Source organism: Burkholderia puraquae (assembly GCF_002099195.1).
GTDB lineage: Bacteria > Pseudomonadota > Gammaproteobacteria > Burkholderiales > Burkholderiaceae > Burkholderia > Burkholderia puraquae.
This window is the reverse complement of sequence record NZ_NBYX01000001.1, coordinates 234,690-260,353: the sequence shown is the minus strand read 5'-3', so window position 1 is coordinate 260,353 and position 25,664 is coordinate 234,690. Positions and strand designations below refer to the sequence as shown.

Annotated in this window: 18 protein-coding genes; 7 read left to right on the top strand and 11 right to left on the bottom strand. The window is 67.3% G+C overall.

Translation table 11 applies throughout. The features are described from left to right. Positions 1 to 9 precede the first annotated feature (9 nt). The gene (locus tag B7G54_RS01160; protein WP_085037378.1) at positions 10 to 1,329 is read left to right on the top strand and encodes an MFS transporter; all 1,320 of its coding nucleotides are present in this window, start codon (positions 10 to 12) and stop codon (positions 1,327 to 1,329) included. Positions 1,330 to 1,571: 242 nt separating this feature from the next. Further along, positions 1,572 to 2,114, top strand: a complete 543-nt coding sequence (locus B7G54_RS01155) for a cysteine hydrolase family protein (RefSeq protein WP_085037377.1) — start codon at positions 1,572 to 1,574, stop codon at positions 2,112 to 2,114. An 83-nt stretch (positions 2,115 to 2,197) separates the two neighbouring features. Here B7G54_RS01155 and B7G54_RS01150 read toward each other — a convergent pair whose 3' ends face one another. The 5 genes from B7G54_RS01150 to B7G54_RS01130 all read right to left on the bottom strand — a co-directional run bounded on the left by B7G54_RS01150 (position 2,198) and on the right by B7G54_RS01130 (position 7,378). Next, on the bottom strand, positions 2,198 to 3,304 hold the full coding sequence (locus B7G54_RS01150; protein ID WP_085037376.1) for a porin: 1,107 nt from the start codon (positions 3,302 to 3,304) through the stop codon (positions 2,198 to 2,200). Between the two features lie 63 nt (positions 3,305 to 3,367). Further along, on the bottom strand, positions 3,368 to 3,787 hold the full coding sequence (locus tag B7G54_RS01145; RefSeq protein WP_085037375.1) for a DoxX family protein: 420 nt from the start codon (positions 3,785 to 3,787) through the stop codon (positions 3,368 to 3,370). Positions 3,788 to 3,972: 185 nt separating this feature from the next. Continuing rightward, positions 3,973 to 5,250, bottom strand: a complete 1,278-nt coding sequence (locus B7G54_RS01140; RefSeq protein ID WP_085037374.1) for a cytochrome c — start codon at positions 5,248 to 5,250, stop codon at positions 3,973 to 3,975. A gap of 2 nt (positions 5,251 to 5,252) precedes the next feature. After that, entirely contained in the window at positions 5,253 to 6,872 is a 1,620-nt protein-coding gene (locus B7G54_RS01135; RefSeq protein ID WP_085037373.1) for a GMC family oxidoreductase, read from the bottom strand. Beyond that, complete coding sequence (locus B7G54_RS01130) at positions 6,872 to 7,378, bottom strand: sugar dehydrogenase complex small subunit (RefSeq protein ID WP_085037372.1); 507 nt, start codon at positions 7,376 to 7,378, stop codon at positions 6,872 to 6,874. The genes B7G54_RS01135 and B7G54_RS01130 overlap by 1 nt, the downstream gene beginning before the upstream one ends. Before the next feature lie 305 nt (positions 7,379 to 7,683). Here B7G54_RS01130 and B7G54_RS01125 point away from each other — a divergent pair, with 305 nt between their 5' ends. Beyond that, on the top strand, positions 7,684 to 13,731 hold the full coding sequence (locus B7G54_RS01125; protein WP_085037371.1) for an alpha-2-macroglobulin family protein: 6,048 nt from the start codon (positions 7,684 to 7,686) through the stop codon (positions 13,729 to 13,731). A gap of 10 nt (positions 13,732 to 13,741) precedes the next feature. Then, a complete protein-coding gene (pbpC, locus tag B7G54_RS01120; protein ID WP_085037370.1) occupies positions 13,742 to 15,997 on the top strand; it encodes a penicillin-binding protein 1C in 2,256 nt (751 codons plus the stop codon). A gap of 16 nt (positions 15,998 to 16,013) precedes the next feature. Here the strand turns inward: pbpC and B7G54_RS01115 are convergent, their stop codons facing one another. The 3 genes from B7G54_RS01115 to B7G54_RS01105 form a co-directional block, all read right to left on the bottom strand. After that, on the bottom strand, positions 16,014 to 16,646 hold the full coding sequence (locus B7G54_RS01115) for a LemA family protein (protein ID WP_085037369.1): 633 nt from the start codon (positions 16,644 to 16,646) through the stop codon (positions 16,014 to 16,016). Positions 16,647 to 16,725: 79 nt separating this feature from the next. Then, on the bottom strand, positions 16,726 to 18,006 hold the full coding sequence (locus B7G54_RS01110) for a TPM domain-containing protein (RefSeq protein WP_165765527.1): 1,281 nt from the start codon (positions 18,004 to 18,006) through the stop codon (positions 16,726 to 16,728). Between the two features lie 264 nt (positions 18,007 to 18,270). Continuing rightward, positions 18,271 to 18,654 (bottom strand): hypothetical protein, encoded by a 384-nt coding sequence (locus B7G54_RS01105; RefSeq protein WP_085037367.1) that lies wholly within the window; start codon positions 18,652 to 18,654, stop codon positions 18,271 to 18,273. 222 nt (positions 18,655 to 18,876) lie between these two features. Here B7G54_RS01105 and B7G54_RS01100 point away from each other — a divergent pair, with 222 nt between their 5' ends. Both B7G54_RS01100 and B7G54_RS01095 read left to right on the top strand, forming a co-directional pair. After that, a complete protein-coding gene (locus B7G54_RS01100) occupies positions 18,877 to 19,164 on the top strand; it encodes a hypothetical protein (RefSeq protein WP_085037366.1) in 288 nt (95 codons plus the stop codon). A gap of 180 nt (positions 19,165 to 19,344) precedes the next feature. Then, entirely contained in the window at positions 19,345 to 20,034 is a 690-nt protein-coding gene (locus B7G54_RS01095) for a hypothetical protein (protein WP_085037365.1), read from the top strand. 39 nt (positions 20,035 to 20,073) lie between these two features. Here B7G54_RS01095 and B7G54_RS01090 read toward each other — a convergent pair whose 3' ends face one another. The 3 genes from B7G54_RS01090 to B7G54_RS01075 all read right to left on the bottom strand — a co-directional run bounded on the left by B7G54_RS01090 (position 20,074) and on the right by B7G54_RS01075 (position 23,244). Next, a complete protein-coding gene (locus tag B7G54_RS01090) occupies positions 20,074 to 20,595 on the bottom strand; it encodes a GNAT family N-acetyltransferase (protein WP_085037364.1) in 522 nt (173 codons plus the stop codon). Positions 20,596 to 20,616: 21 nt separating this feature from the next. Next, a complete protein-coding gene (locus tag B7G54_RS01085) occupies positions 20,617 to 21,864 on the bottom strand; it encodes a multidrug effflux MFS transporter (RefSeq protein WP_085037363.1) in 1,248 nt (415 codons plus the stop codon). A gap of 483 nt (positions 21,865 to 22,347) precedes the next feature. Beyond that, on the bottom strand, positions 22,348 to 23,244 hold the full coding sequence (locus B7G54_RS01075) for a glutamate/aspartate ABC transporter substrate-binding protein (RefSeq protein WP_085037361.1): 897 nt from the start codon (positions 23,242 to 23,244) through the stop codon (positions 22,348 to 22,350). Between the two features lie 422 nt (positions 23,245 to 23,666). Here B7G54_RS01075 and B7G54_RS01070 point away from each other — a divergent pair, with 422 nt between their 5' ends. Continuing rightward, positions 23,667 to 25,310, top strand: coding sequence for a S8 family peptidase (locus B7G54_RS01070; protein ID WP_085037360.1), 1,644 nt, complete (start codon positions 23,667 to 23,669; stop codon positions 25,308 to 25,310). Positions 25,311 to 25,664 lie beyond the last annotated feature (354 nt).

Below are 25,664 nucleotides of genomic sequence, written 5' to 3'. Positions count from 1 at the left end.
GAACCCCACATGGAAACGTCCGCCCTTTCGTTCGCCGGCACGCCGGCCGATGCTCGCGCCGCCGCGAAGAAACGCCGGCTGATCGCGGCCGCCGCCGTCGGCAACGCGCTCGAGTTCTACGACTTCACGGTCTACAGCTTCTTCGCGATCCTGATCGGCAAGCTGTTCTTTCCTGTGCATTCGCCGTTCGGACAACTGATGCTTGCGGTCGCGAGCTTCGGCGTTGGCTTCGTCACGCGCCCGCTCGGCGGGCTCGTGATCGGCATGTATGCGGATCGCGCCGGACGCAAGAAGGCGATGATCCTCACGTTGCTGCTGATGGCGCTCGGCACCGCGACGATCGCGGTCGCGCCGACTTTCGCACAGATCGGCCTCGCCGCACCGCTGCTGCTCGTGCTCGCGCGCCTGCTGCAAGGGTTCGCATCGGGCGGCGAAGTCGGTGCGTCGACGACGCTGCTGCTCGAACAGGCGCCGCAGCATCGGCGCGGCTTCTACGCGTCGTTCCAGTTCTCGAGCCAGGGGCTCGCCGCATTGGCGGGCGCGCTCACCGGCGTCGCGCTGACGTCGACGCTGAATGCCGCTCAACTCGAAAGCTGGGGCTGGCGCGTGCCGTTCATCATCGGCACGCTGTTCGTGCCGCTCGGCTACTGGCTGCGCCGCACCGTCGAGGAAGTGCCTGCTGCCGCGCCGGCCGCCGCGCACGACGAGCCGGTCGCCTCGCTGCCGCTCGCCGACGTGCTGCGCCACCACGGCAAGGCCGTATTCGCCGGCCTCGGCGTGACGATCGGCGGCACGTCGATCCACTACATCATCGTGTTCTACATGGCGATCTACGGCGTACAGGTGCTGCACCTGCCGACGTGGCTGTCGATGACGGCCGGCTGCGTCGCCGGCGCGATCCTAATGCTCGTGACGCCGATCGGCGGGCATCTGTCCGACGTGTTCGGGCGGAACCGAATCGTCTGGTGGACGCGCATCGTGCTGATGGCCGCGATCTACCCCGCGTTCATCGCGCTGAATCGCTGGCCGGGCGCCGCGTCGCTGCTGTCGATCATCGCCGCGCTGTCGATCGTGCATGCGATCAACATCGGCGCGACCGGTGCGATGCTCGGCGAGCTGTTTCCGCGTGCGGTGCGCGCCACCGGCGGCGCGCTGGTGTACAGCGTAGGCGTCGCGATCTTCGGCGGCTTCGCGCAGTTCTTCGTTACGTGGCTGATCGCGGCGACCGGCAATCCGAATGCGCCTGCGTGGTATGCGATCGGGTGCGGCGCGATGACCCTGCTCGCGATTCGGTGCATGGATGAGAAGGCGGGGAAGGCGCTCGACTGACCGGTGGCCGATGCATGATGCACAATGCACGATTCGCAATTGACGTGGTGCGCACGCATCGTGCATGATCGCTCCATGCGCCACACCACGACCGCCTCCTCGACCACGACGCGCACGACCGCCTTCGGCGGGCTCGTGCGGCGAGTGCGCGCAACGTCGTAGCGCATCCCTCACAGGCCCCGCCGGTTCCGGACGGGGTCTTGTCGTTTCTCCGTCCGTATCGGTCACTCAGGAGAAACACCATGTCCGAAGTCTCTTCCCCGAAACGTGCGCTGCTCGTCGTCGACATGCAGGTCGGCCTGTTTCACGGTCCCGAGCGTCCGTACGACGGCGAACGCGTGCTCGCGAACATCAACCGGTTGATCGATCGCGCGCATGAAGCCGGGGCGCCGGTGTTCGCCGTCCGGCACACCGGGCCCGCCGGTTCGCCGATTGCGCCCGGGACGCCACTGACCGCGCTACTGCCGGAACTCGCGATCGATACGGCGCGCGACATCGTGTTCGACAAGGCTCAGTCGAGCTGCTTCGCAGGCACGCGGCTCGCCGAATGGCTACGCGAGGCCGGCATCGGCGAAATCGTCATCGCGGGAATGAAGACCCAGTACTGCGTCGACACGGCGTGCCGTGCGGCCGCCGATCACGGCTTTCGCGCGGTGCTCGTGACCGACGCGCACACCTGCATGGATACGCCGGCACTGCCGGCCGAGCGGATCGTCGCGCATCACAACGCGACGCTCGGCGGCCCGTTCGCGGCGTTGACCACGACCGACGCGTGCGGGTTCTGACCGGCACAGGTTACGCAACGTACACGCAACAACGCACGAGCGGCCACCGCCCGTGCGTTGGGTATCGGTCGCGTAAGCCCGGTTCAGAACGTATGCATCATCCCGACATACGCCCCCGTCTGCGACTCGCCCGTCATCGGGCTCGTGCCCGACGTGGCGTCGCGCGGCGTCGCGAGCAGCGAGAAGTTCGAGTTGCCGCCGTTGCGCACATACGCGACCGTCCCGTACAGGAACGTGCGCTTCGACAGGTTGTACGTCGTGCCGAGCACGTACATCATCGCGTGCCCTGACGGGTCATGCGACGCATCGCCACCGCCGTCGCCCACCTTCACGTAGTATCCGCCGCCCGTCACCGCCCATTGCGGCGTCGCGGTGTAGGTGGCGCCGAGCCAGTAGTGATCGGCGCGATCTGCAACGCCCGCCGGGCTATCCGGCGCCTGGTAGTGCGTATACGCGCCCTGGATCTTGAACTTCGACACCTTCACGTTCGCACCGACGAAGTACTCGCGCGACGCCGTGAAGATGTTGCTGAACTTGCCGTTGTTGTCGCGCAGTTCGTCGTAGATGCCGCGCACGTCGAGCAACGGCGAGTGGTACGAGATCATGATCCCGTCCGAGCGGCCGAAATCGTCGGCCGCGCCGTAGTTGAACCCGCGCGACTGGTTGCCGAACGCGTATTGCGCCTGCACGTCGAAGCCGCCGATCACCGGGCTGTGATACTCGATGTTGTTGCTGGTCTGCTGCCAGTTGCGGCCGCGCACGAGCGACGCCGACGAAAACGCCTGCTGCACGAACGGGTCGAATTCCCACACGCCGTCGCTGTCGATGAACAGGTTGCGGCCGGCCTGCAGCTGGCCCCACGTGTTGCTCTTCAGCCCGACGTACGCACGCCGCGACCACATGCGCCCGCCGCCCGTCTGGCCGTTCATCACCTGGAACGCGGTTTCCAGGTTGAAGACCGTCGACAGCCCGCCGCCGAGATCCTCGATGCCCTTCAGCCCGAACATGCTGGTGCCCCAGTCGCCGCTTTCGGCGCTCCAGCGGGTCCCGCTGCCGCCGTTCGGCTTCGCGATGTGGTTCAGGTATTCGATGCCGCCGTCGATGCGGCCATACAGCGTCACGCTCGTCTGTGCAAAAGCGGCCGCCGGTGTGGCGGCCGCGATCAGCCACGCGAAATGTTTGAGTCGCAAAATGATGCCCCCTCGGAGTCTCGACCTTCCAGCGCGTGCCCCATGCGCGCGCCCCGGGTCCGTTTATCCGCGATCGATCGAGAAACGACCGGGGCCCGCCGCGCAAAGCGCGAGCAGGCCGCCGGAGATCGCGATGTTCTTGTAGAAATGAATCATGTTGTTGATCTGCTCGCCGCCGGTCATCGTCCAGTAGTGATGGCCGATGAGGCCGGTGCCGATCGTATAGAGCGCCAGCAGCAGCGCGAGCGCGCGCGTCTGGAAGCCGACCAGGATCGCGATCCCGACGAACAACTCCATCACGACGGAAATCGCGGCGGAAATGATCGGCGCGGGCGCGCCTTCCGAACCCATGAACGCGATGGTACCGGGGAAGTCGACGATCTTCTTCCAGCCGAACATCACGAACAGGATCACGAGCAGGATCCGGGCAAGCAGCAGCAGCACATCGCGCTGGGACGCGAGAAACGGTTGATTCGGTGTCATGGTGTCGATCAACGAAAGCGATGCGCACGGCGGGAACCCGCCCGGCGCACCGGATTGCGAATGAACCAGGACGGGCGGCCGCCTGCGCCGCCCGCCCCGCTCTGCAACAACCGGCATCGGGTAACAACCCGATGTGCTGTGCTCCTCCTCTAGTCAGTTATCGCCCTGCTTCGCCGCGCGCTGCATCAACGCAGCTTCGCGACGTCCTGCTCGGTCACCTTCGCAGCCGGATTGCCGAACTGCCCGGTCAGGTAGTTCGTCAGCGCAGCGATCTGCGCATCCGACAGCTCGTGGCGGAACGCCGGCATCCCGACGTCCTCGCTGCCGGCCTTGCGCTGCACGCCGTTCAGGATCACCTGCACGAGGTTGGTCGGATTCGGTGCGCCGACCGTCGAGTTGTGGAACAGCGGCGGGTAATAGCCGTCCGGCGTGCCCTTGCCCTGCATCTGGTGGCAAGTCGCGCAGTTGCCGAGATAGAGCCGCGCCGGATCGATGCCCGACGACGCGAGCGCGACGCCGCGCAGCTTGAGCCCGTCTTCGGCCGGCTTGCCCCACGACGAGCGCGACTGCTTCGCGTCGCCGCTGGCGACCGCCGGCACCGTACGGATGTACGTCGAGATCGCGCCGATGTCGGCTTCCGTCATCTTCGAGAAGCTGTGCTCGATCGCCTCGGCCATCGGGCCGGCCGCCTGTGCGAGACCCGGCACGCTGCCGGTGCGCAGGTACTGGACGAGCTGCTGCTGCGTCCAGCCGCCGATCCCCGCGTTGGCGTCGGACGTGATGTTGTAGCCGTCCCAGCCCGCGAGCACCGAACCCGACAGGAAGCTGCCGCCCGTCTCGTCGAGCGACTTCTCCTGCATCGCAATGCCGCGCGGCGTGTGGCACGTGCTGCAGTGAGCGAGACCCTGGACCAGATACGCGCCACGGTTCCACTCGGCGCTCTGTGCCGGCTTCGGCTCGTATGCGCCGTCCTTCAGGAACAGCCAGTTCCAGATCTTCAGCGGCCAGCGCATGCTCAGCAGCGCGGGGATCTCGTTCTTCGGCGGCGCCTGCTTGACCGGCTCGACACCATGCATGAAGTACGCATACAGCGCCTGCACGTCGTCGTCGTTGATCTTTGCGTACGACACGTAAGGCATCGCCGGATACAGGTTGTCGCCGTTCTTCGACACCCCATGGCGCACCGCGCGCTCGAAGTCCTCGGCCGACCAGTTGCCGATACCCGTCTCGGGATCGGGCGTGATGTTGCTCGTGTAGATCTTGCCGAGCATCGGGATCGGCATGCCGAGACCGCCCGCGAACGGCTTGCCGCCCTTCGCGGTGTGACACGCCATGCAGTCGCCCGCGACCGCGAGATATTCGCCGCGCTTGACCAGCGCCGGATCGGCCGCGTCGGCCGCGTGTGCGAGCCCCGGCAGCGCAAGGCAGCCGGCGAGGAGGAAGGTGAGAGTAGATTTCCGCACGGTCAGACTTCCTTCTTCAGCGTGTCCGACATCCGCAGCGCAAGCGCCGCGATCGTCAGCGTCACGTTCACCGTACCGACGGTCGGCATCGTCGAGCTGCTCGAGATGAACAGGTTCGGATGGTCGAACGTGCGGCAGTCCTTGTCGACGACCGAGTCGCGTGCATCCGCGCCCATGATCGTCGCGCCCGTGATGTGGTTGTTCGGCGCGAACTCGTCGTTGAAGACGACTTCGGTACCGCCCAGCACTTTCGCGGCCGTCGCGTAGACCTCGCGCGTGTGCACGGCGCCACGCTTCACGTAATCGTCGATCGCATACGTGATCTCGGGGCGCGGAATGCCGATCGCGTCGGTGGCCGTCTTGCTCGGCACGATGCGGTTCTCGGGTTGCGGCAGGATTTCGTGGAAGCAGTCGAACTGCACGTAGCGCGCGGAACGGTCGCGGATCTGCGCGTCGAGCTCCTCGGGCTTCATCAGCTTGCCGCCCTTGAAGATCTTCTGCGTTTCCTGGTTGATGCGCGACATGTTCGACAGGTGGATCTTCTTCGCGGCTTCGGTCGCGCGGAACGGGCCGTCGCGGAAACCGATCAGCGACGTCATTTCCTGCGGGCCGCGGCCCGGCCACAGCTTCTCGTTCGCGTAGAACGACACGCCGGTGCCCGGGTGGTCCATCAGGTTGCGGCCGACCATGTCGGAACTGTTCGCGACGCCGTTCGGGAAATCGCGGTTCGCGGACATCAGCAGGATCTTCGGCGTCTCGATGCCGTTCGCGGCGATCACGAAGTACTTGCCCTCGACGCGATGGTCGGCGCCTGTCTTGTCCTTGTAGATCGCGGCGGTAATGCGCTTGTCCGGCCCGGTCTCGAGCTTGTAGACAACCGCGCTGTCGATCAGCTTCGCGCCGGCCTGCTCGGCCTTCTCGACGTGCACGATGCCGTTGTACATCGCGCCGATCGGGCAGATCGGCATGCAGTTGTTGTTCCCGCAACAGGTCGGCCGGCCGTCGTACGGGCGGCTGTTGCGCGCGACCGGCTCGGTCACCACGTGGAACTTCGGGTCGTAGCCGTTGAGCGCGCGCTTGATCGTCTGCTCGTTGAACGACAACGGCAGCGGCGGCATCGGGTACGGCTCCTTGCGCGGCGAGTACAGGTCTTCCTCGGGGCCCGGGCCCCACACGCCGAGTTCCTCTTCGGCGCGCTGGTAGTAATGCTCGATGTCGTCGTACTGGATCGGCCAGTCGCGGCCGACGCCGTACACGGTCTTCATCTTGAAGTCGTTCGGGATGAAGCGCCACGCCGACGCGGCCCAGTGCCACGTCGTGCCGCCCACCGCACGGATGTATTGCGAGTTGAACTTGTGCTCGCCCTTCAGGACCAGGTAGTCGTTCGGCGGCCCGTATTCAGGATGCGGCGCCCAGGCGCTCGACGGGTACGGCGCCATGAAATCGGTCTTGTCGACCTGGTTGCGGAAGCGTTCGACGATTTCCCAGCGCGGCATGCGCGGGCCGGCTTCCAGCAGGATCACGGACTTGCCCGCCATCGCGAGCTGGTGCGCGACGATCGCGCCTGCGACACCCGACCCGACGACGACGACGTCGGCCTTTTGCGTATCGGTATCGGCCATCAGGCTTGCCTCTCGATCGGTTTTTCGGCCCAGAAGCCGGGTTTGTTGGGGCAATAAGACGGGATCACGAGCGTATCGGATACGACGCTGAACATTAATGCTTCTTCGTAGGTAATCACGACGTTATCGACGATGCCGAGATACCACGCTTCAAGAATCTTCAGCGCGAGTGTTTCCTGGTCGGGATTCAGCGAACCGGACGCGAGCGCGCCGGCGAGTTGCGGCAGGCTGTCGGCCGTCTTGAACGAACCCTTCTGCAAGGCCTGCAGGAAGCGCTGGCCGAGCACGCGGCTCAGCCCCTTCTTGCCTGTCAATGCTTCGGAGAGCGTCATGAACGTATCGAGCGGCGCGGTGCCGGGATCGTCGGCCAGGGCCCGCAACGCCAGCGAGCCCGTGAGGCCCGCCGCCGTCAGCGCCAGTGCGCCCTGCAGCCATTGACGCCGTGTGATGCCTGTTACGGCTGCGTCGCCAGTGCGACGCGAGTGGGGAGTGTTGTCGTTGTGCATGTTTCCTTCTCTCGAACACCGGATTCGGGAAAACCACGCTTGATATTTCTCAAACATTGGCGCGGCCCTGAAATGTACGCGCACAAATCGGATCGAACAATCTTTTTATAGTCCATTAAATGTTCCGCAATCCGAGACAATCGCCATTTCGCTGCATTTTTGTGTCGTCGACGCGACAAATCTGCGGCAGGCATACCAGTGTCGCACGCCGGCGACACACTGTGCAGCGCGATGCGCGCGCATGTCGGTCGGTTAGAATCGCGTGCAATCAAACAGAAAGCTTCCCCTCCGAGGGCAATCGAGCGATGAAGCAGCACGACAAACAGAACAAAGCAAAACGAACCAACCACACCACCCGGCTGCTCTGGCGCATCGGCGCCGTCGCGGCGCTCGGCGGCGCCACGGCACTGTCGCTGCATGCGGGCGCGGCGCGCACGGTGAGCGTATCGCCGCAAGGCACCGTCACCGAGGTCCGGCAAACGGTCGTCAAGTTCGATGAACCGATGGTCGCGTTCGGCTCGGCCTCCGCACCGAATCCCGCGCGCGTCACCTGCAACGATTCCACGGCCGCGCGCGGCCAGGGTCACTGGCTCGACGACAAGACCTGGGTTTACGATTTCGAAAGCGACCTGCCGCCCGGCGTGCGCTGCTCGGTCGCGCTCAACGACACGTTGCGCTCGGTCGCCGGCAACGCGGCCAGCGGCCCGCGCCGCTTCACGTTCCAGACGGGCGGCCCGTTCCCGGTGAACGTGCGCCCCGGCTCGCGCGAGATCGAGGAACGGCAGATGTTCGTACTGAAGCTGAACGGCCCGGCCGAACCGCGCTCGGCGCTCGCGAACATCTGGTGCGAAGCGGCCGGCATCGGCAACCGCATTCCCGTCACGGCCGCCGACGACGATGCGCGCAACGCGCTGCTCGATCACTTCGGGCTGAAGAAGGATGCCGCGCGCGTGCTGACGCTGTCGTGCGCGCAGGCGCTGCCAGCGAGCGCAAAGATGCAGCTCGTATACGGCAAGGGCGTCACGAGCCCGAGCGGGATCCCGAACGAAACGGAACGGCGCTTCGATTTCACCGTGCGCGCACCGTTCGCCGCGAGCTTCTCGTGCGAACGCGAGAACGCGAAGGCGCCCTGCACGCCGCTGCGCCCGCTCACGCTGTCGTTCAACGCGCCGATCTCGCGCAAGAACGCCGAGGCGATCAAGCTGCGCGGCCCCGATGGTTCGCTGTCGCCGACCTTCGCGGCCGACGACAAGAGCGAGGAAGTCACCACGGTCACGTTCAACCCGCCGCTGCCCGAGCAGGCCAGCCTGACGATCGAATTGCCGTCGGGCCTGCGCGACATAACCGACCGACCGCTGTCCAACGCCGACCTGTTCCCGCTCGCGACGCGCACCGCGCCGATGCCGCCGCTCGCGAAGTTCTCGTCGGGCACCTTCGGGATCGTCGAGCGCTTCGCCGAACCCGATTCACCGGCGCTCGTGCCCGTCACGCTGCGCAACGTCGAAGCCGACCTGCATATCGACGGCCTCAATACCCAGGGCGCGCAGTTCTCGAACCTGAAGGTCGACGACGACACGGCGATCCGCCAGTGGATGCGCACGGTCGACCGCTTCGACAACTGGTCGATGACGGCCGGTTCGATCGACAGCCAGATTCCCGGCCTGCTCGAACGCAAGGGCCAGCATCCTGTTTACGTGCCGCGCGAAGCCGGAGAAAAGGCGCCCGCGCCGAAGGATCGCCGCATCGACGTGCGCTCGCTGACGCTGCTCAAGGGCCAGCCCGGCGTGCAGGCGCTGACGCTGCCGAAGGCGGACCCGAAGGCACTGCGCCCGTTCGAGGTCGTCGGCGTGCCGATCGACAAGCCCGGCTTCTACGTGCTCGAACTCGCGTCGCCCGCGCTCGGCCGCTCGCTGCTCGCGAAGCCGTCGAGCATGTACGTGCGCACCACGGTGCTCGTCACCAACCTCGGCGTGCACCTGAAACAGGGCCGCGAAAACAACCTCGTGTGGGTCACGACGCTCGACAAGGGCAAGCCCGTGCCGAACGCGCAGATCCGCGTGTCGGACTGCAACGGCGACGAGATCGCGTCCGGCAAGACCGATGCGCAGGGCCTGCTGAAGATCGACGGCGCGTTCGAATCGAAGCGTGCATGCAGTTCGTCCGACTCGGAGCAACGCTTCGACGACTACTTCGTGTCGGCCCGCGTGAACGATCCGAAGACGGGCCCGGACATGGCGTTCGTCAGCTCGGGCTGGAACCGCGGGATCGAATCCTGGCGCTTCAACGTGCCGACCGACACCGACAGCGCCCGGACCGTGCGCGCGCATACGGTATTCGACCGCACGCTGCTGCGCGCCGGCGAAACCGTGTCGATGAAACATTTCATCCGTACCGAGACGCTGCAGAGCCTCGCGTTCCCGTCGCAATACCCGACGCGCGTGACGATCCGTCATCTCGGCACGGGCCAGACCTACAAGCTGCCGCTCACGTGGGCGGCCGACCACAGCGCCGACACGCAGTTCACGCTGCCGGCCGCCGCGAAGCTCGGCGAATACAGCGTCGAGCTCGAAGGCGGCCCGGAAGATGCACCGACCGCCACCTATTACAGCGGCAGCTTCCGCGTCGAGGCGTTCCGCCTGCCGGTGCTGAAGGGATCGATCGGCGCGCGCGACGCGCAGAAGAGCCCGCTCGTCGCCGTGAAGGAAGCGCCGCTCGCGGTGCAGATCGACTACGTGTCGGGCGGCGGCGCATCGAACCTGCCCGTGCAGGTGTCGGCGCTGATGAAGTGGGCCTCGCCGCCGTTCGCCGATCGCTTCGAGGACTTCAGCTTCACGCCGTATCGCCCCGACAGGAACGACGGCAATGCCGACGACGACGCGCAGGACGGCGACAACGCGTCGGCGTCGAACGACGATCCCGACGCGACGAAGCTGATCGCCGACAAGCTGCCGCTGACGCTCGACCGCAACGGCGCGGGCTCGGTCACGCTCAAGGGCCTGCCCGACGTCGACGCACCGAAGCGCATCGCGCTCGAAGCGACGTTCGCCGACCCGAACGGCGAAGTGCAGACGATTCGCGGCGACACGATCCTGTGGCCGGCCGCGGTGGTGGCCGGCATCAAGGCCGGCCACTGGGTATCGGTCGGCCAGCGCGTGCCCGTGCAGGCGCTCGCGGTCGACCTGCAAGGCAAGCCGCGCGCGTCCGTGCCGATCGAGATCAAGGGCGTCGCGCACATCACGACGTCGTCGCGCAAGCGGATGGTCGGCGGCTTCTATGCGTATGACAACAAGAGCGACACGCGCGACCTCGGCGTGCTGTGCTCGGGCAAGACCGATGACAAGGGCCGCATGGCCTGCGACGCGACGCTCGAACAGGCCGGCAACGTGCAGCTGATCGCGGTGGCCAAGGACGGCGACGGCCGCACGTCGAACGCGTCGACGTCGGTGTGGGTCACACGCGAGGACGAACTCTGGTTCGGCGGCGACAACACCGACCGGATCGACGTGATCCCGGAGAAAACCTCGTACGAACCGGGCGAAACCGCCCGCTTCCAGGTGCGCATGCCGTTCCGCTACGCGACCGCGCTGGTCGCAGTCGAACGCGGCGGCGTGATGGAAACGCACATCGTCGAGCTGAACGGCAAGAACCCGACGGTCGACCTGAAGGTCGGCGAATCGTGGGGGCCGAACGTCTACGTGTCGGTGCTCGCGCTGCGCGGCCGGATTCGCGAAGTGCCGTGGTACTCGTTCTTCACGTGGGGCTGGAAGGCACCGGCCGAATGGGCGCGCGCGTTCTGGCGCGAAGGCCGCCACTATGAAGCGCCGACCGCGTTCGTCGACCTGTCGAAACCCGCGTTCCGCTACGGCCTCGGCGAGATCAAGGTCGGCACGGGCGTGCACCGCCTGGGCGTAACCGTGACGACCGACGCGACGCGCTACACGGTGCGCAGCAAGGCGCAGGCGCACGTGAAGGTCACGCTGCCGAACGGCCAGCCCGCGCCGGCCGGCACGCAGATCGCGGTCGCGGCCGTCGACGAGGCGCTGCTCGAACTGATGCCGAACAACAGCTGGGACCTGCTCGATGCGATGCTGCGGCGACGCGCGTATGGCGTCGAGACGGCAACCGCGCAGATGGAAATCGTGGGCCGCCGCCACTTCGGCCGCAAGGCCGTACCAGCCGGCGGCGGTGGCGGCAGCGCGCCGACGCGCGAACTGTTCGACACGCTGCTGCTGTGGAATCCGCGCGTGACGCTGGATGCCAACGGCAGCGCGACCGTCGAGGTGCCGCTGAACGACGCGCTCACGCGCTTCCGGATCGTCGCGATCGCGGCGGTCGGCCCCGACCGCTTCGGCACCGGCAGCACGTCGATCCGCAGCACGCAGGATCTGCAACTGATCTCCGGCCTGCCGCCGCTCGTGCGCGAAGGCGATGCGTTCCGCGCACAGGTCACGCTGCGCAACACGACCGACCGCGCGATGCAGGTTGTCGTGACGCCGCGCGTGACGGGCGTCGAGGTCGCGCCGCAAACCGTGTCGCTCGCGGCCAATACGGCAACCGAAGTCGCATGGACGATCACCGTGCCCGAGCAGGCGCTCGACGCGGCCGGCGCGCTGAACTGGCGCATCGAGGCGGCCGAGCAAGGCGGCAAGCGCGCGTCCGACGCGCTGGCAGTCGCGCAGAAGGTCGTGCCCGCGCTGCCGGTCACGGTACAGCAGGCAACCCTCGCGCAAGTCGACGGCACGCTGACGGTGCCGGTGGCCTCCCCGGCCGGCGCCGCGAACAACGCGCAGGGCTTGCCGCGCGGCGGCATCGCCGTGTCGCTGCAGTCGAAGCTTGCCGATGGCCTGCCCGGCGTGAAACGCTGGTTCGAGCGCTATCCGTACCGCTGCCTCGAACAGCAGACGTCGCGCGCGATCGGCCTGCGCGACCCCGCGCAATGGCAGGCGCTGATCGCACGCATGCCCGTCTACCTCGACAGCGACGGGCTCGCGAGCTACTTCCCGCCGTCGTCCGACGATTCGCATGCCGGCAGCGCGACGCTGTCGTCCTACCTGCTCGTGGTGTCCGACGAGGCGAGCCGTCTCGACCCGCGCTTCGCGCTGCCGGAAGACCTGCGCACGCAGCTCGAAGCCGGGCTCGCGCGCTTCGTCGACGGCCGCCTCGAGCGCAACACGTGGGCGCCGCGCCAGGATCGCGACCTGCGCAAGCTCGCCGCGATCGAGGCGCTGTCGCGCTACGGCGCCGCGCAGGGCCGCATGCTCGGCTCGATCGAGATCGCGCCGAACCAGTGGCCGACGTCGGCAGTGATCGACTATCACGCGATCCTGACGCGCGTGAAGGACATCCCGCAACGCGACGAGAAACGCGCGCAGGTCGAACAGATCCTGCGGGCCCGCCTCACGTACCAGGGCACGCAACTCGTGTTCTCGACCGCGCGCGACGACGACCTGTGGTGGCTGATGACCAGCAACGAGACCAACGCGGCACGGCTCGCGCTGGAATTCGCGGGCGACCCGGCGTGGAAGGACGAGATGCCGCGCGTGACGGCCGGCCTGCTCGCACTGCAGCGCCAGGGCGCATGGCAGACCACGACGTCGAACGCGCTCGGCCTGCTCGCGGTCGAGCGCTTCTCGCGCACCTACGAAAGCACGCCGGTTGCCGGCGCGACGAAGGTCGCGCTCGGCGGCGACGAGCGCACGATCTCGTGGTCGCAGGCGCCGGCTCCGGCGCCCGCCGACACGGCTGCGTCGGCCACCCCGGCCACCCGCGCCGCCGCGGCCCGCAGCGTGATGCTGCCGTGGCCGCGCGCGTCGCAGGCGCCGGCCACGCTGTCCGTCACGCAGGACGGCACGGGCCGCCCGTGGGCCACGATCGAAAGCCTCGCGGCCGTGCCGCTGCGCTCGCCGTTCGCGGCCGGCTACCGGATCACGAAGACCGTCACGCCCGTTTCGCCCGCCGTCAAGGGCGTGCTGACGCGCGGCGACGTCGTGCGCGTGCATCTCGACATCGATGCACAGAGCGACATGACGTGGGTCGTCGTCAACGATCCCGTTCCGGCCGGTTCGACGATCCTCGGTTCGGGCCTCGGCCGCGACTCCGAAGCCGCGACGCAGGGCGAGAAGACGCCGGACGGCGCGTGGCCGGCGTTCATCGAGCGCGACTTCGACGGCTACCGCGCGTACTACGACCATCTGCCGAAGGGCAAATTCTCGGTCGAGTACACCGTGCGGCTGAACAACGTCGGCACGTTCGGCCTGCCGCCGACGCGTGTCGAGGCGCTGTACGCGCCGTCCGTCTACGGCCTGTGGCCGAACCCGCCGATGACCGTGAAGCCGGCCGAAGCGGGCAAGTAACGAGACCGCGATGATCGATCAGGTATTGCCGCGGCCGGCGCGTTTCGCCGGCCGCGTATTCGTCGCCGTCGTGCTGGCCGCGCCGCTCGTCGCGCATGCGCTGCCGAGCTACGACGAAGTGCGCCGCAACTGGCGCAGCTCCGACTGGGTGCTGCTCGCACGCGACGGCACGCCGCTGCAGCGCACGCGCGTCGACCTCACCGAACGGCGCGGCGACTGGGTGTCGCTCGCCGACGTGTCGCCCGCGTTTCGCGAGGCGATCGTCGTGTCCGAAGACAAGCGCTTCTATGTACACAGCGGCGTCGACTGGCGCGGCATCGCCGGCGCCGCCTGGGGCAACCTGTGGAACGAACGCACGCGCGGCGCGTCGACCGTCACGATGCAGCTTGCCGGGCTGCTCAGCGATTCGCCGCGCCGGTCGGGTCAGCGCTCGCTGCCGCAGAAGGCCACGCAGGCGGTCAACGCGCTGTTGCTCGAACGCGGCTGGCGCAAGGACCAGGTGCTCGAGGCGTACCTGAACCTCGTGCCGTTCCGCGGCGAGACGATCGGCCTCGCCGCGCTGTCGCAGGTGCTGTTCGGCAAGGCGCCGTCGGGCCTCGACGCACGCGAAGCCGCGATCGCGGCCGCGCTCGTGCGCGCGCCCAACGCAACGCCCGCGAAAGTCGCCGAGCGCGCGTGCCGGATCCTGCGCGACATGCACGCCGAGCAGGCCTGCGCATCGCTCGACGGCTACGTGCAGCTCGTCACCGCGCGTCCGGTCAGCGCCGCACGCGACGACGGCGCCGCCCTCGCCCCGCACTTCGCGCGACGCATCGCGGCCGAGGTGCGGCCGACGGCCGGCGCGCAGGTGCGCACGACGCTCGATGCGCCGCTGCAGCGCTTCGCGCGCGATACGCTGATGCGCGCGCTGACCGAACTCAACGCGCCCGCGCACCGGCGCAACGTGCAGGACGGCGCGGTCGTCGTGCTCGACAACGCGACCGGCGAGATTCGCGCCTGGGTCGGATCGTCGGGCGCGCTGTCGAGCGCGCGCGACGTCGATGCCGTGCTCGCGCCGCGCCAGGCCGGCTCGACGCTCAAGCCGTTCCTGTATGCGCAGGCGATCGACGAGAAGCGGCTGACGGCCGCGTCGCTGCTCGACGATGCGCCGATCAACCTCGCCGCCGGCGGCGGCCTGTACATTCCGCAGAACTACGACAAGGATTTCAAGGGCTGGGTGAGCGTGCGCAGCGCGCTCGGCGGCTCGCTGAACGTGCCCGCCGTGCGCACGCTCGTGCTCGTCACACCGCACCGCTTCGCGCGCACGCTGACCGCGCTCGGCCTGCCGCTCGCACAGGAAGGCGACTACTACGGCTTCAGCCTCGCGCTCGGCAGTGCGGACGTCACGCTGCTGTCGCTGACCAACGCGTACCGCGCGCTCGCGAACGGCGGCGTCGCCCGCAAGGTCACCGACCGGCCGGCACCGGCACCGGCACCGGCACCAGCGTCCGGCGCATCGGCCTCCTCGCCCGCTCGCGCGGACGCCGGCACGCGCGTGTTCAGCGAGGCGGCCAGCTTCGTCGTCACCGACATCCTCTCCGACAACAATGCGCGCGTGCGCACCTTCGGCTTCGACAACCCGCTCGCGACGCGCTTCTTCTCGGCGGTCAAGACCGGCACGAGCAAGGACATGCGCGACAACTGGACCGTCGGCTTCACGTCGCGCTATACGGTCGGCGTGTGGGTCGGCAATGCGGACGGCTCGCCGATGTGGGACGTGTCGGGCGTCACGGGTGCGTCGCCGGTGTGGTCGGCCGTCGTCGGCTACCTGCACCGCGACCAGCCGAGCCATGCGCCGCGCGCGCCGGCCGGCGTCGAGACGCGCCGCGTCATGTTCGAACGCGATATCGAACCGTCACGCAACGAGTGGTTCATCGCGGGAACGGCGGTCGACACGATCCGGCTCGCCGCCCCCGTCACGCCGGGCAAGGACGGCGCGCGCGCGCCGCTGACGATCGGCACGCCGACCGACGGCACGATCTTCGCGATCGATCCGGACATTCCGCCGAAGAACCAGCGGATCTGGTTCGAGCGCTCGGCCGGGCGCGCCACGAAGTTCGCGTGGCGACTCGACGACAAGGTGATCGGGCATGCCGATCGCATCGCGTGGATGCCGTGGCCGGGCCGGCACCGGCTCGAACTCGTCGATGCACGCGGCAATGTGGCCGATGCGATCGGCTTCGAGGTGCGCGGCGCATTCGCGAAGGCGGCCGCGCGCAAGCCCTGAACGCGCGGCGCCGGCGTTACTCGCCGGCCGCGTTCGTCTTCGTCTTCGTCGTCGTCGGCTGCGCGGAGAAATCGAGGGCCGGCGCAGTCGAGATCGCCGCTTCGTTCGCGACGCCGAAGTTCGGGCGCGGCTGGTAGCCGAAGATCTTCGCGATCACGACACCCGGAAACTGGCGGATCTGCACGTTGTAGTGCTGCACCGTCTTGATGTAGCGGCCGCGCGCGACCGCGATGCGGTTTTCCGTGCCTTCGAGTTGCGTCTGCAGGTCGCGGAATGCTTCGTTCGCCTTCAGCTCCGGATAACGCTCGGACACGACCATCAACCGGCTCAGCGCGCCGGACAACTCGCCCTGCCGCTGATCGAACGCCGCGAGCGCGGCCGGATCCTTCGCCATCTCAGCCGTCATCTGCACGCTGCCCACGCGCGCACGGGCCGACGCCACCTCGGTCAGCACACGCTCCTCGTGCGACGCATAGCCCTTCACCGACGCGGCGAGGTTCGGCACGAGGTCGGCGCGGCGCTGGTACTGGTTCAGCACTTCGGACCACGCTGCGTTGATGTCCTCGTCGGACGACTGGATCGCGTTATAGCCGCAGCCGGCGAACGGCGCCAGCACGCAGCACACGAGCAGGATTCGAAACCATTTCATCGTTGATTGCTTCCGGTTGAATGCTCCGGACGGAGCGATGGGTGAAAAGGATCGTTCGCGCGGGCGCGCCGCGCGGTGCTTACCAGCGGCCCGATGCGCCGCCACCGCCGCTCGAACCACCGCCGCCGCGGAACGAATCGGAGCTCGAGCTCGACCGGGAGCCCGACGAGGAAGACGACGAAGACGAGCCGATGCCCATCAACTTCGCCCAGATCGCGGCGAGCACGCACAGCACGCCGAAGATGCCGGACAGCACTTCCCCGATCGAATAGTCCATCTCGCGCCCGATCGCGATGATCATGAACAGCGTCCCGCCCACGATCGCCGTGTATTTGCGCACGCGCGCCGAGTTGAACAGGTTGATTCCGAGCAGGCACGGCCCGGCACCGGCCGCCGCCGGGACGAACAACGCGGCGCCCAGCATCGCTTCGAGATTGCCATTGAAGATCGCGCCGACCGGCAACATCACGATCGGCACGACGGCTGCCACGAGCCAGGCGGCCAGCAACGCCACCCTGCGGCGCAGCTTGCGCCACTGCGCGATCACGCCCAGCACGACATTGGCAACCCCGAGCAGGAACCAGAACCGCACGCCGCCCGCATTCGCGCGTTTGCGCTCGGGCAGGCCGTTCGACTGGTACTTTTCGCCGCCGGTCCGTGCGTCGCGGGGCGGTACGTTCGTGGCATCCGTCGTGGTCGCCGCGTCCGTTTCGTCTGCGTCGTCGCGCCCGCCGGGCGCCGTCGCGGATATTGCCTGCTCCGGCGTGGCGGCGTCCGCCGGCATCATTTCGCGTGTCAGCGCGTCCACCGCATCGCTGATGCCGGCTTCAATGCGATTCTCGCGGAATGCCGGCACGATCCGCTCGCGGATGATCCGGCCCGCGACGATGTCCGGAATCGTGCCTTCGAGCCCGTAGCCGACTTCGATCCGCACGGTATGGTCGTTGAGCGCGGCGACGAGCAGCAGCCCGTTGTTGACGTCGGCCTTGCCGAGCTTCCATTGGTCGAATACGGAGGTCGCAAATTGTTCGATCGTCGACTGCCCGGTCGAGCCGACCAGCAGGATCGCGATCTGAACGCCGAGCCGCTGTTCGAGCGCGGCGAGGCGGTCGGTCAGCTCGGAGGCGCATGCCGCGCTCAGCACGCCCGTCGTGTCAGTCACGCGGCCTTTCAGCGGCGGTGCGGCTTCGGGTTTTGCGGCGACCGGATAGGCCGCTGCCGCGGCCACATGCATGCAGGCCGACTGGGCCGGGATGGAACGCACGGCTGACGACACCGCGGCGGCAGGGCTGCCGTCTTCGGCTGGCGCGGCAATGGCCGTGCCGCCGAACAGCACGGCCGCGCTTGCCAGCAAGGCCATGGCCTTCCGGAAGCCGGGCCTGCAGGTCGCCCCCTTCGGGCTGCGTGTGTGCCGAATGCCGTTTCGGGTCGTGCCTGCCCGCGATGCCGGATCGCCCTCGCCACCCGGCAGGCACGGCCGGCCCGTCTGTCGTTTCAAGTTCATGTCGGAAACGGCGCGCCGGCTCCATCGGAAGCGGCGCGTTCTCTCGTCGTTTTTAATCGTCCCGCAGCATAACCAATTGCGAAGGTAACTGAAAGGTTTCCGGCCGACGTCCGGACCTCGTCATTTCAATATGCCGCCGTATCGCCCCGATGCCGGCGCATACGTCTCGAAGCGGTTGTCTTCCGCAGTTTCGACCAGCAGCCTGCCGCACGCGGTGCATTCGTACGCTGTTCTTTCGAGACCGTGAAGGCGCGTGTGCAGATGATCGTGAAGCACGTTGCCGTGGTCGAGCCGCAAGCCGATGTAGTCACTGGAATAACCCCGGCTCACCAGCCAGTCGGACGTTTCACCCCGCTGCGCGGCCACGACGTAGCTTTGCACCTCGCTCACCAGCCAGTCGAAAAACGGCCCGTACGCCCTGTCCTTGAGGATTCTTGCCTTGTAAGGCAGCGAATCGGTGTTGTCCCGAATCGTGTTTCCGCACACACAGCCGATCTTGCTCATCGCGCCCCCGTTGCTTGAGTCAATGCAATCGCGGTGAATCCGGATACCCTTTCCGGCCGCCGCTTTTCCTGCGCTCCGGACCGTTGCCACCCGACTTTCGACCGGCCCTGCCAAACCGCAAACCATTGTGCGCCGCGATGGATTCGGCCGACAATATCGAACACGCGATGCATTCGAACAGCGACGAAAAACCGACGCAGGCCGAATCCGGAGTCGACAAGAATGACAACCGAAACCGAGGGGAAGCTGCTCCAGTACGGGGTACAGATCATCCCGCTCTTCCTGGGACTGTATTCGGGCGATGCGCTGTGGGATGCCTGTCTGCATGGCGGCATCCTGGAGTGCCACCAGGCCCGAATGCACGACATGACGTGCTGGTGGATCACGCCGGATATGGGCGAGCACTATCAGAGGCTGCTCACCGGCCATTGGCACACGCTCGCGCTCAGCATCGTGCTGAGCCTGTTGCTCGCGTACGTGATGGCGCCGGCCCGTCCGCCGCGCAACTGACGCCCGTTACCGGCAAGGCAACACGGCGGCACGACACGCTCGACGGCAGGCCGCCCCCGGCCGCAAGCGGGCCGACCAGCCCAAACGGGCAAGCAGCGCCCCGATTCGAGACATAGAATGTGAACGGCACCGCACCTTCGGCGCCGACCGGTTGCCCCACTCTCCTCAAGGCCCGCGACCATGAACATTCACCCCAGGCGCTTCATCCGCCCCGCGCTGGGCACGCTCTGCCTCGCCACCCTCGCGACACTTCAGGCGTGCAACGGCGATGCCTGCTTCGGCGTGGATGCCTGCTTCAACAACAACACGCAGACCGTCGCGCTGTCGGGCACGGCCGCGACGGGCGACGCGCTCGCCAGCGCGCAGGTGACGGTCAGCTGCGCGACGGGCTCGGCAACGACGCTGACGGACGGCGGCGGCAACTACCGCGTGACGGTCAATGCGGCGCTGCCGTGCGTCATCACCGTGACGTCGGGCGGCACGAGCCTGCATTCGCTCGCGTACGCGGGCGGCACGTTCAATACGACGCCCGAGACCGAGTTGATGCTGGTCTATCTCGCCGCCCAGCTCGGCACGAACACGGCCACCCTGATCGGCAATTTCCAGGGCAATTCGCGCTATCAGCAGGTGATGAACAGTTCGAACACCGTTCAGGCCGCGCAATCGGCCGTGGTGACGAACCTGCAGCAACGCTATTCGGTCGCGCTCGCGGCGCCGGCATTCCTGACCACGTCGTTCACGGTCGGGCAACCGGGCGTCGACAGCGATCTCGTCGCGCTCGCAAAAGCCGGCGCGATCGACTCGGACGGGATGCCGGATCCGGTTGCTGTTTCGCTGCTGACGCAGGCGGGGGCGGCGCATCCGCTGTAAGCGGCCGGCGGCGGGAAGAAAATCGCCCGGTATCGGGCGTCAGGCGCGCGCGTCGGGCTCGCCGTCGGCCAGCAGCGCCCAGCGTTCGTGGTCGCGCCATTCGCCGCCGATGCGCAGATAGCGCGGCGAAAATCCCTCTTTCGTGAAACCAAGCCGCCGAACCAGCGCAATCGACGCGTGGTTGCCGGGCTGGATGTTCGCTTCGATCCGATGCAGCCCGAGTTCGCCGAACGCAACGCCAATCGCCGCGCGCATGGCCTCGGTCATCAGCCCCTTGCGGCTGAACGCCGCCATGCCGTAGTACCCGAGATACGCGCTCTGGAACACGCCGCCGACGATCTCGCCGAGGTTCACCACGCCGACCACCGCCCCGGACGTGCGCTCGCGCGCGACGAGGCCGACGTTCGGCCCCGTCAGGCAGCGGCCGAACCACTGGTCGAATCCCGCCTGGTCGGTAAACGAATCGACCCACGGCAGATGGTGGCGCCGGCTCGCGCGATTGGCGGCGATCAGGTCGGCGGCGTCGGTTCGGGCAACGCGGTTCAGCAGGATCGGGTTCATGGGTCGGTTGACAGGCGGCACTTACGCGGTCTCTCCGCACCCGACGGGTGCGGCCTGGGCCTGCTGCTGCGACAAGTACCGCAGCAGCTTGGTGACCATCCATACGACGATGCACGACAGCGCGACGAAAAACACCGCGAGCGGCGTCAGCACATGGATCGACACGAAACCGGCCAGCCCCATCATCGCGGACGACACGAGCAGCAGCGCGCACCCGAGGATCGCGCTCGTCAGGCCGGCGATATGCGGAAACAGCGAGTTGCCCTTCGCCATCAGCGTCGGGTACATCGCGCCCGCGCAGAAACCCATCACGAGCACCGGCGTCGCGAGCGTCCATACGCGCAGCCCGACGGCCAGCGCCAGCACCAGCATCGCGACCGACGCCCCCGCCATCACGCGCGCGCCGATGCGCAGCCGTTGCTCGGCGCTCGGCAAGCCGGGCCCGTGAATGCGGTTCGACAGGCCGCCGAGGAAATACATCAGCCCGATCCCGAGCGCGAGATAGCCGAAGAAGGTCGGCGGCTTGTGCAGCGTGGTCTGCACCATGAACGGCCCGACGATGTTGAATACGAGCAGGATGCTGTAGCACAGCCCCTGTGCGAGGAAGCAGCTCTGGAACACCGGGCTCGCCAGCACCTTGCCTGCGTTGGTCATCAGCGTGCGCGGCTCGAGATGCACCGGTCTCGGCAAGGTTTCGCGGTAACGCCACAGCAGCGCCCACATCACGAGCGAGTACACCAGCAGGAACACGAGGCACGCGCGCCAGCCGAACCATTCCTGCAGGTGCGCGCCGATCACCGGCGCGACGATCGGCGCGAGCCCCCACGCGATCGACATGTACGTAAATGCGTGCATCAGCGCCTGGCCGGAGAACGAATCGGTGATGATCGCCTTCGCGAGCAGGTTGGTGGTCGCGATCCCGAAGCCCTGCAGGCAGCGCGCCAGCACGAACGTCTCCAGGTTCTGCGCGCCGAGCGACAGCAGGCAGCCGATCGTGTAGATCACGAGCCCGAATGCAAGCACGCGCTTGCGCCCGTAAGCGTCGGCGACCGGCCCGAAGACGAGCTGGCCGAGCGCGTAGGCCGCCATGTAGCCGGACACGCTCGACTGGATCGCCTGCGGCGTGGTCGCGAACGAACGTGCCATGTCGGGCAGCGCGGGTACGTAGATGTCGATCGCGAGCTGGCCGGCGGACGCGAACAGGCAGATCAGGAACAGCAGGAAACGCGGCGAGTTCGACTCGCGCGCAGGAGTGAGCGTGGCGTTCATGACGACTGGGAAGGATGTCGGACAGCAGTGACGCAGCCGTGCGATGTTCGAGCTACGAACACGTGTGCGTCGTGGCGAATCCCGTATTGTGCCTGTTGTCGGGTCACGCAGCCGGATTCCCCTGGCGTGGACGAGGTTGAATGCCGATTGCCGCAAGCCCGGAAATCCGCTATCGGCGTGGCGTCCGCCGCTTGAATCCTGACTTGAGACGGCACCCGATGGCCCTCCGGCATGTCGCGCTCGCCAACGCACGCGCGATGCCGATGCCGCACCCGGTCGGGTTCGCGATGGCGCCGTGGGCGATATTCCCGTCATCGCGCCGGCCCGGCTGCCGGCACCTTCGGCACGCCAGCAACGCCGGCCGTACCGGCCGCGCGCGGACCGGAAATCAAGGCCTGACGCGTTTCGCGCCTTCCGCACCGTAACCGCCGGCACGCGCCGGCGGTTTTTCAAGACCAAACGTCGATCAGCGCCGCCTCCCAATCAATACTGCGCCTGATCCGTCGGATTCCTGAACAGCTGCTTCATCTCCGCCGACAGCGGGTAGTTGAGGCTCACGCCCTTCGGCGGAATCGGCTGCGTGAACCACTGGTTGTAGAGCTTCTCGGCGGCACCCGACGTCTGCATCTTCGCGATCACGCCGTCGACGGCATGCTTGAACGCCGGATCGTCCCTGCGCATCATGCACGCGTAGTTCTCGTGGACGAGCGGCGTGCCCGCCACCGTGTACGCGCCCGGGTTGCGGTCCTTCGCGATCTCGCCGTACAGCAGCGGCTCGTCCATCACGAATGCCACCGCGCGCCCGGTCGTGACGTTCATGAACGCCTCGGCGTGATCCTTCGCGCTGATGATCGTCATGTTCATCGCCTTCTCTTCGTTGAGCTTGCGCAACAGGCGCTCGTCCGACGTGCCGGCCGTCGTCGCGACCGTCTTGCCGGCCAGGTCAGAGAAATCCTTCACGCCGGAATCCTTGCGCGTGCTGAAGCGGATGCCATAGAGAAAGATACTGTTCGAGAACGCGGCCTGCTTCTGCCGTTCGAGCGTGTTCGTCGTCGAGCCGCATTCGAAATCGATCGTCCCGTTCTGCAGCAGCGGAATCCGGTTCTGCGACGTGATCGGAATTTCCTTTACCGCGAGGTTCGGCAGGTTCAGTTCCGTCTTCAGCTGGTCGATGATGCGCGATGCGATGTCGCGCGAATAGCCGATGTTCTTCTGCTGGTTGTCCGAATACGAGAACGGCACCGACGATTCGCGAATGCCCAGCGACACGACGCCCGTGTCCTTGATCTTCTTCAGCGTGCCGGTGAGGGCCTGTGCGTGCGCGGCACCCGCCAGCGCACAGGACAGCGCGACGCCCAGCCAGCGTATGCGGCGATCCATGCTTTTCTCCTGACGAAACGTTGGTCGAATCGCGATCGTACGCCCGACAAAATTCGCGTCGAATCAGGGAAAGCGTAAACAACCTTCCATCGCGGCCGCGCATTGAAAGACGTTTGCCGTGCCGCGCAAACCGGCCCGCGCCGCACATTTCTCCCGACCGGCCGCACGCGGCCTCGCCTCGCCTTCTTTGCCACACGTTCCAAACACGTGTTCATGCCGCAACGCAGCAACGTAATCGTTTGCGCCCGCCCCGGTTTTTCTCGTGAAACGCACTCAAGAAGCCGCCGCGCAGGCCGTTACCCAGTGCATGGCGCGTCGCAGCAACCTTGCCGCGGCCGCCGGACAAAAAAAGACAAGGTCCGGGTCAGCCGGATCAGCGCCACCGCCGGCACGACGGTTATCTACGAGGATCGAGTTTCAACATGAGAGCCAAACGTTTCAATTTCGCGCTGGCGCGCTCCGCACATGCGCGCATGCTCGCCGGCATGCTGTCCGCCGCCGCCCTCCTGCCCCTCGCCGGTTGCGGCGGCGGCGGTGGCGACAGCAGCAACCCGTCTTCTTCCAACGCGGCGCCCGCACCGACGCCGTCTCCCGCGCCCTCCAATCCCACGACTCCGCCCGCTTCTTCCGGCAGCAACGCATGCGCGACGCAGCAGGCCGCCGTGCAGATGGCAGCGCAGACCGCGCCGGCCGAAGCGCCGATCGATCACCTGATCGTCAAGCTGAAGACGCTGACGGCCACGCGTGCGATGGCGGCCATCGACAACGGGACGCGGCTCGACGCGGTAATCCAGCGCTCGATGACGCGCTGGACGGCGCCGGTCACCGGCAGCGCACGCGCCTATGCAAGCACGGTCGGGCAAACAGCGGTGAACGTGCAGGTCGAACGGACCATCTCGAACGGCGCGGCCGTGCTGTCGCTCGGCCAGCGCATGGCCGCCGCCGACGCCGCCGCGCTCGCACAGGCATTCGCAGCCGATTCGGACGTCGACTACGCGGAACCGGATCACCCGATGCAGATCCGCGACACGCCGAGCGACCCGCTCTACAGCCAGCAGTGGTACCTGTCCGATCCGTCGGCCGGTATCGACCTGCCGCCCGCGTGGAACGTGACCAAAGGTTCGCCGACCGTCGTCACGGCCGTGCTCGACACGGGCTACCGGCCGCACGCCGACCTCGTCGGCAACCTGCTGTCGGGCTACAGCTTCATCAGCAACGTCAACACCAGCAACAACGGCCTGACACGCAGCCCTGATGCATCCGACCCGGGTGACTGGGTCACGCAGCAGGAACTCGACAACGCAAACGGCCCGTACTATCACTGCGCGAGCCAGCCGAGCGACAGCAGCTGGCACGGCACACGCGTGATGGGCGTGATCGGCGCGACCGCCAACAACGGCACCGGCGTCGCCGGCGTGTCGTGGCTCGGCCAGATCCTGCCGGTGCGCGTGCTCGGCAAGTGCGGCGGCGTGACGAGCGACATTGCCGACGGGATGCGCTGGGCAGCCGGCATCGCGGTGAACGGCGTACCGACGAACCCGCGCCCCGCGAAGGTCATCAACCTGAGCCTCGGTGGTGTCGGTGCGTGCAGCACGACGTTCCAGCAGGCAATCGACGACGTGACCGCGAAGGGCGTAACCGTCATCGTCGCCGCCGGCAACGACGGCCTGTCGACCGGGCTCGACCAGCCGGCGAACTGCCGCGGCGTGATCACCGTCGCCGCAACCGACGCGACCGGCCGCCGCGCATCGTTCAGCAACTTCGGCGCCGATGTCTCACTGAGCGCGCCGGGCGTCAACATCCTGTCGACATCGAACACCGGCACGACGACGCCGGGCTCGGACAGCTACGGCCTCGCGAACGGCACCAGCCTCGCGACGCCGCAGGTGACGGGGGTCGCCGCGCTGATGCTGTCGGTGAACGGCAACCTCACGCCCGCGCAGATCCAGCAGAAGCTGCAGGGCGGCACGCGCACGACCAAGCTCGCGGCCGGCACGTCGTGCACCGCGATGCCGGCGGGCTCGGGCATCCTCGATGCAGGGGCCGCCGTCGCGTCAGCCAACTAGCCCACCCCCCTGCTCCGGCGCGGCCGCGCGCATGCCGATATCGCATGCGCGCGGCCGTTTCATTGGCGGCGAGCCGGCGTCGCGCAGCGCACACATCGTCCCGATTACGTTTCTCGAAATGACGACTGACAAAAGGGTTGACGCTTCGCACAGCGACCCATTACCATCGCTCCCGTCTAATTACATGGAGTGTTCTGTGAACACCGATGCGAGTTGTAGTTGGTGCTTGGCCAACTTGACTGCTGCCTGAGGAAAACGCGCAGAGCCTCGTCTTCTGCCGCATCCCGGGAAGCAGGATGCGGCGCCTTTCCGGCCTGACTGGCCAGATCTCCCGCCGAATTTTTCGATATTGCC

What these genes read in the sequence shown, in the direction of transcription:
- B7G54_RS01125 (WP_085037371.1), top strand. Translation starts at nt 7,684, where the DNA reads ATGAAGCAGCACGACAAACAGAACAAAGCAAAACGAACCAACCACACC.
- B7G54_RS01135 (WP_085037373.1), bottom strand. Translation starts at nt 6,872, where the DNA reads ATGGCCGATACCGATACGCAAAAGGCCGACGTCGTCGTCGTCGGGTCG.
- B7G54_RS01130 (WP_085037372.1), bottom strand. Translation starts at nt 7,378, where the DNA reads ATGCACAACGACAACACTCCCCACTCGCGTCGCACTGGCGACGCAGCC.
- B7G54_RS01155 (WP_085037377.1), top strand. Translation starts at nt 1,572, where the DNA reads ATGTCCGAAGTCTCTTCCCCGAAACGTGCGCTGCTCGTCGTCGACATG.
- B7G54_RS01110 (WP_165765527.1), bottom strand. Translation starts at nt 18,006, where the DNA reads ATGGCCTTGCTGGCAAGCGCGGCCGTGCTGTTCGGCGGCACGGCCATT.
- B7G54_RS01095 (WP_085037365.1), top strand. Translation starts at nt 19,345, where the DNA reads ATGAACATTCACCCCAGGCGCTTCATCCGCCCCGCGCTGGGCACGCTC.
- B7G54_RS01105 (WP_085037367.1), bottom strand. Translation starts at nt 18,654, where the DNA reads ATGAGCAAGATCGGCTGTGTGTGCGGAAACACGATTCGGGACAACACC.
- B7G54_RS01090 (WP_085037364.1), bottom strand. Translation starts at nt 20,595, where the DNA reads ATGAACCCGATCCTGCTGAACCGCGTTGCCCGAACCGACGCCGCCGAC.
- pbpC (WP_085037370.1), top strand. Translation starts at nt 13,742, where the DNA reads ATGATCGATCAGGTATTGCCGCGGCCGGCGCGTTTCGCCGGCCGCGTA.
- B7G54_RS01075 (WP_085037361.1), bottom strand. Translation starts at nt 23,244, where the DNA reads ATGGATCGCCGCATACGCTGGCTGGGCGTCGCGCTGTCCTGTGCGCTG.
- B7G54_RS01085 (WP_085037363.1), bottom strand. Translation starts at nt 21,864, where the DNA reads ATGAACGCCACGCTCACTCCTGCGCGCGAGTCGAACTCGCCGCGTTTC.
- B7G54_RS01115 (WP_085037369.1), bottom strand. Translation starts at nt 16,646, where the DNA reads ATGAAATGGTTTCGAATCCTGCTCGTGTGCTGCGTGCTGGCGCCGTTC.
- B7G54_RS01100 (WP_085037366.1), top strand. Translation starts at nt 18,877, where the DNA reads ATGACAACCGAAACCGAGGGGAAGCTGCTCCAGTACGGGGTACAGATC.
- B7G54_RS01070 (WP_085037360.1), top strand. Translation starts at nt 23,667, where the DNA reads ATGAGAGCCAAACGTTTCAATTTCGCGCTGGCGCGCTCCGCACATGCG.
- B7G54_RS01145 (WP_085037375.1), bottom strand. Translation starts at nt 3,787, where the DNA reads ATGACACCGAATCAACCGTTTCTCGCGTCCCAGCGCGATGTGCTGCTG.
- B7G54_RS01160 (WP_085037378.1), top strand. Translation starts at nt 10, where the DNA reads ATGGAAACGTCCGCCCTTTCGTTCGCCGGCACGCCGGCCGATGCTCGC.